Below are 1923 nucleotides of genomic sequence, written 5' to 3' on the forward strand. Positions count from 1 at the left end.
ATTTTATTGATTTTTAATCAATTATGTTTTTTGTCGTGTACTAAAATTCCTTTTATAAATTTTTCAGAAATATCATCTCCACTATGCATGATAAAATCACCAAGTTTTCTCTCAACCTCCGCCACCTCATATAACTCATCAAAAAACTTCCCTTTTTCTGTTTCGGTGAGTTTACGGGTTGTGTTTCCATCCTGTATTACAAGTTCATCTAATTTTTTTGCAATTATTTCTTCATTGTCAACCAGTTTTTTAGCGCTCTGCTGTAACCTTTTTTTTATGGCAGCCGTTAGCTCAGCCCCCAGTGATAAGAGCTCCAGGTAAAGCAGGTACTCCCGCAGGGCCTGCCCGGTTTCAGTATCTTCAAAATCTGTAAGTTTTATCAGTATGTTTGTTACACCGCTTGTAATTTCTACAACGCCGGCGCCAAGTTTCAGCGTGGCCAGTGTAGTGGTTGCCCGCCCCAGCTGTGCCAGGTGGTGAAACTTGGCCAGGTTGCCTATACCCGAAAGGGTAGTTACAGCATCTAAAACATATTCGCCTGTTTTTACGAAGTTATGCCAAAAAGCTTTATTTTCATTGGCGTAGAGTAAAATTCAGAGCGTTCTTTTGCCCAAGGTTCGTCTCTTCGGTTGGTGCGTTTTTATGAAAAAACCACCTTTGGGGCGGTTGTGTTTTTAATCTAATTTTAATGTATTAGGATTCCATTTTCTATAAGTAAGTACATCTGTTCGTCCTTTTGTGGGATATTCTTTTCCATCTGTTACAATAAATAAATTTGCATGTGGAATTCCTTGCTGATGAATCATTGGCAAAAATATACCATAGAATTCACCTTTAATATATACATCAAAACCATTTTTAGTAACTTTTGAACTATACCATTCCCATTCTTTAACATCTACATCTTGTAATTGACTAATAATACTACCTATACTATATAATAAATCATCCTTATGAAAATCATCATCGTTTAGTTGATTGGTAAACTCTACCAAAGCTTTGGGTAATAATTCTTCCCATTTTTTATTATCAGGTTTTAAATTTTTATTTTCTAAAAATGTAATAATGGTTTGTTTAAAAGTATTCAATTCTTGTTCTGGGTTAGGAATATTTTTTACCCTTACAATGTCATAAGCCCCTTGTGGTATTTCCCCATTATTATTATTTAAAATTCTTTCTTTTTCTGTCATGTTTCTGTTATTTTATGGTTATAAACTTTTTGTTAAACACTCTTTTAAAATCCTTTAAAGATACGCTATAAGACGAGCCTTTATAAATTGGCAATGGGTCTCTTAAAAAAACTCTGCCATTTTCAATTTTATCAACTACCACTGCATGAGCACCAAAATCTTTAAAAAAGATGCTCACAACAGCTTTTCTGCCAGGTTTTTTAAGCAGTTTTTCAAGAGCATCTACACTTACCATATCTTTACTTCCACCTCTTGCAATAACTTCTAAAGAACTTAATCGTGAATCTTTCAAAAACCCTTTTGGTATATCTAGTATGCTGGCTCCTCTATCTTTTCCCTTATGAATAGTAAATATTAAATCTGCTAAAAACTCCTCCGAACGCACAATTCCAAAATCATCTAAAATCATTTTCAAAGAACTTGAAGCACAAGTATAATCTTTTGATTGTCCAAATACTTTACCTAATGCTTTTTCTTTTTTTAGTGCAATTCTTGCATTGTGAAAAAATGTTTTTGTAATGTCTCCTTCACTTCCAGTCTCCGCCACCACATATAACTCATCAAAAAACCTCCCTTTCTCTGCTTCGGTGAGTTTACGGGTTTTCTTTCCATCTTCAATAGTTCCATCATCTAGTTTTTTCCTTATCTCATCCTCATATTCTAATGCATTTTTTGCACTACTTCTTGCTCTTTTGAGTAAAAACTCGCCTAAATCGGCACCTAAGCTGCAAAG

The 1923-nt window shown here is 34.3% G+C and carries 2 protein-coding genes; both read right to left on the reverse strand.

Features of this window, described 5'->3' with window-relative positions; all coding sequences use genetic code 11:
• Positions 1-674: 674 nt before the first annotated feature.
• The gene (locus CHU92_RS00300) at positions 675-1190 is read right to left on the reverse strand and encodes a hypothetical protein (RefSeq protein WP_094411455.1); all 516 of its coding nucleotides are present in this window, start codon (positions 1188-1190) and stop codon (positions 675-677) included.
• A gap of 7 nt (positions 1191-1197) precedes the next feature.
• A partial coding sequence (locus CHU92_RS00305) for a cysteine peptidase family C39 domain-containing protein (protein ID WP_129582949.1) occupies positions 1198-1923 on the reverse strand: 726 nt, incomplete at its 5' end.

This window comes from Flavobacterium cyanobacteriorum (assembly GCF_002251835.1).
Taxonomy (GTDB): Bacteria; Bacteroidota; Bacteroidia; order Flavobacteriales; family Flavobacteriaceae; genus Flavobacterium; species Flavobacterium cyanobacteriorum.